This window comes from uncultured Planktosalinus sp. (genome assembly GCF_963973675.1).
Classification (GTDB): domain Bacteria; phylum Bacteroidota; class Bacteroidia; order Flavobacteriales; family Flavobacteriaceae; genus Planktosalinus.
Genome location: NZ_CAXBAN010000270.1, coordinates 1 through 3,732, shown reverse-complemented (window position 1 = coordinate 3,732; position 3,732 = coordinate 1). Strand labels below are relative to the sequence as shown.

Sequence of the window (3,732 nt, the reverse complement as noted above, 5' to 3'; positions counted from 1 at the left end):
CAGGATTCTCTTGAAGACTTTACAGCCTTTTTAAGAAAAAAGACCTACATGCTTGCCAACACATTCAATAAAAAGAAATTGCTGGACAACATTCCCAAAACTCTCAAATTCCCAAAACCACCAAAAAGCATCGTAACACCTGTAGAACCTAAAATTTTGGAAGAAGAGGTTTTAAAACTTCAGGATTTAGATAAGCGATTGCTGTCAAGTAAAAATTATGAAGTCTTTTTATCACACCCTGACCATATACCTAACATACTTCAGGAAATTGGTCGTTTAAGAGAAATTACATTTAGGGAGGTTGGGGAAGGAACCAATCAGGCAATAGATCTTGATGTGTATGACGCGTATTATCACCATATGTTTTTATGGGATAATGAAGCTAAAAAAATAGCCGGTGCTTACCGAATGGGATTAGGCTCAAAAATCTATAAAGATTTTGGAATTGAAGGGTTTTATTTGCACGATTTATTTCGGTTTGAACCTGAATTACACACAATGATGAGTCAGTCAATTGAAATGGGACGTGCTTTCATCATTAAAGAATACCAGCAAAAACCCATGCCCTTGTTTCTACTATGGAAAGGAATAGTACACACTACTTTACGATTTCCGGAACACAAATACCTCATAGGGGGAGTTACCATCAGTGATCGGTTTTCAGAATTTTCAAAATCGCTGATGATTGAATTTATGAAATCCAATTATTACGACCCTTATGTGGCTCAGTTTATTCATCCCAAGAAAGATTTTAAAGTAAAACTAAAAGACGCCGATAAGGACTTTGTTTTTGATGAAACCGAAGCAGACTTGAATAAATTTGATAAAATAATAGATGAGCTTGAACCTGGCGAATTAAGGTTGCCTGTATTGATTAAAAAATATATAAAACAAAACGCCAAAGTAGTGGCGTTCAATGTAGATCCTTTATTTAACAATGCGGTAGATGGGCTTATGTATATTAGGATTGCAGATCTTCCGGAAACCACAGTAAAACCTGTGATGGAAGAATTTCAGGCAGAACTTGAAGCAAAATTTGATTCACAAAATGAAGAAACCCAGGACTGATTGAGTAACTTACAAATCAGAACCCCGGGTTTTACAAAATTTTTAATCAAAAACATCAGTTTTTAACAGCAACCACTACCGGGTGCACAACAAGCTTCCTGTGTGACTTCATTGTTTTCAGTAATTCCACAGGCTTCTTTTGCTTTGCAGTCGGTTTTTTCAATGGCTAGTTTAAGAATGAACTCATTGTCGTTCAACTCATAGTCATTTACAAATAATTGTGCCGTGTTGAAGTTTTTATTGCTGTATTCAAATTTCACTTCAGCTTCCAAAATAAATGGTTTGATTCGCCCCACTTTTTTTAGGATTGAAAGTGCTTTGTAAGTGGACATAAACTCCTTTTTATCTTTTTCATCCGGACTTTCCCAAAGTTGAATGATGGTTTCCTTCCATGAATCGGTTCCTGCACCACAATCTACACTTTCAATGGTTGTGTGTTTTACTTCGGTGATGTGATAGTTGGTACCTACAAATTTGCCGGATGAGTATTCAAATTTCAACGATTTGTTCTGATTGCCGGCTAAAAGCTCTAAAAATTGTTGTGTTTTCATTATGATGAATTTATATATCGCAATATTACGATATAATATTGAATTAAAAAAGCCAAATCAAATTTATTCGGCCTTTTTAAATTGTTAATTAAAACCAGGGCTTTTTATTTGCCTGATAGGTCTGAAAAAACTCTTCATCGCTTTTAGTTAGATAGATAATTCCTTCAATTAAACCAATAATCCAGGCAGCAGAAGCTGCAACCCCGCAAGTTATAATACCCAATACCAATGTTACAACTAAAAGAATAATACCCTCTTTGTTGTAGCCTAGTATAAATTTATGTATTCCAAATCCGCCCAGGACTATTGCTAAAATTCCTGCGATTAACTTTTTATTTTCCCTATTTTCATTAACAGATTGGTTCCAGCTTTCTTTAAATTCATTGGCAGTGTTTTTGGCTTCTTTTTCAAAGTTTTCTGAGTTGTTGTTGTCTTCCATACTTAAGTAAGTTTAGTTATTAGAAATTTAAATGTAAGATATTTTTTCTTTATAAAAAAGCATTATCAATTGGCTCCCAAAGCTCTAGCTTATTTCCTTCTGGATCGAGAATCCATCCAAATTTGCCATAGCTAAACTCTTCGACTTCACCCACTACAGAAACGCCTTCTTTTTTTAACTCTTCTAACAGTTTGTTTAGATTTTTGACTCTCAAATTCATCATATAAGGTTTTTCGCTTGGCGCAAAATAAGTCGTATCTTCTTTAAACGGGCTCCATTGGGTCGAACAATCGTTACCTTCTTTGTCTTTCCACCAAAAGGTCCAACCGTATTGATCGGTGTTCATACCTAAATGGTTTTTATACCATTGTTTAAGTGCATCAGGGTTTTTGGATTTAAAGAAAAATCCGCCAAGGCCTGAAACCCCAAATTCCTGTTGAGGCAGTAGTTTTGTTTTTTGCTCTTCCAGTCCATACAAAGCATTGATTTTGTCTACAATCACCCGGGCCAGTTTTTCTTTACTTTCAACAGTCCAGCCTGCAATGTGCGGACTTAACAACACATTGTCCATTTTGAATAATTCTTTTAGTGCTATTGGAAGGTCATTCTTTGAGAAAAGCGATTCAAATGAGTTTTTTTCATATTCCAACACGTCCAGTCCGGCTCCCAAAATTTTACCTGATTTTAAAGCATCCACCAAATCAGCTGTGACAACACATTTTCCACGAGCTGTATTGAGTAACCAAAACGGCTTTTTGAACTTTGAAATAAAATCAGCATTGACCATTTTATTGGTTTGCGGTGTCCAAGGGATGTGGAGGCTTAGCACATCTGCTTTTTCATGAAGCTCATCCAATGCCACCTGTTTGGCATTCTGGTCGCCCACATTTTCTTTAATGTCATAACAAAGTACTTCCACTTCAAATCCGCGTAGTTTTTTGGCGAAGGCTTTTCCCATATTGCCATAACCTATAATGCCAACGGTTTTGCCGTCCAGTTCAATACCGCGATTGGGCTCGCGGTTCCAAAGGCCTTGTTTGACTTCAAAGTCAGCTTGTTTGAGGTTATTGAAAAGTGAAAGTAACATTCCCAAAGCGTGTTCACCCACGGCATTTCGGTTGCCTTCTGGGGCAGCAATAAGTGTAATGTTTTTGCTTTCGGCGTAAGCTGTATCGATACTTTCCAAACCAGCACCAATACGGGCAATAAATTTTAAGTTTTTTGAGGCATCCAGGAAGTTTTTATCAATATCAAACCTACTTCGAATAACAATACCATCATAGTAATCTAGTTTAGTTTCTATTTCTTCTTTTGAGGAAGTATAATCTACATCGTTTTGAAAACCTTGTTTTTCCAGTTCTTCTATAAGTAAAGGATGATTTTTATCTACATGGATAATTTTTTTGTGTGGTGAACTCATAATAGGTTTAATTTTTTGTATCTTTTTTAAATAGATTATAATATGAAATCATAAGTAACTCAAGTTACTGTGAGGAATTCAATATGTAATTAATTTTGCACTAAAATTAGATAAAAATGACGATAAAACAATTTAAAGACGAGCCTTTGGCTCATTATTCTTATGCCCTGGTAAGTGATGGAAAAATGGCTTTAATAGACCCAAGCAGAAACCCTTTACAATATTATGCCTATGCGGAAGCACAAAACGCCAAA

Annotated in this window: 3 protein-coding genes and 2 pseudogenes; 2 read left to right on the top strand and 3 right to left on the bottom strand. The window is 35.6% G+C overall.

Annotation, left to right across the window (positions count from 1 at the left end; translation table 11 throughout):
- Window positions 1-1,068 (top strand): GNAT family N-acetyltransferase (locus tag AACY61_RS10335; protein ID WP_339611499.1); only part of this gene is annotated, 1,068 nt, incomplete at its 5' end.
- 62 nt (window positions 1,069-1,130) lie between these two features.
- Here the strand turns inward: AACY61_RS10335 and AACY61_RS10330 are convergent.
- From AACY61_RS10330 to AACY61_RS10320, 3 genes and pseudogenes are all read right to left on the bottom strand, one after another.
- A complete protein-coding gene (locus AACY61_RS10330; protein WP_339611498.1) occupies window positions 1,131-1,619 on the bottom strand; it encodes a DUF6428 family protein in 489 nt (162 codons plus the stop codon).
- Between the two features lie 88 nt (window positions 1,620-1,707).
- On the bottom strand, window positions 1,708-2,058 hold the full coding sequence (locus tag AACY61_RS10325; protein ID WP_339611497.1) for a TM2 domain-containing protein: 351 nt from the start codon (window positions 2,056-2,058) through the stop codon (window positions 1,708-1,710).
- A gap of 472 nt (window positions 2,059-2,530) precedes the next feature.
- Window positions 2,531-3,478 (bottom strand): annotated as a pseudogene (locus AACY61_RS10320) (2-hydroxyacid dehydrogenase); the annotation flags it as partial.
- 116 nt (window positions 3,479-3,594) lie between these two features.
- On the opposite strand from AACY61_RS10320, the pseudogene AACY61_RS10315 reads away from it, so the two are divergent.
- Window positions 3,595-3,732 (top strand): annotated as a pseudogene (locus tag AACY61_RS10315) (MBL fold metallo-hydrolase); the annotation flags it as partial.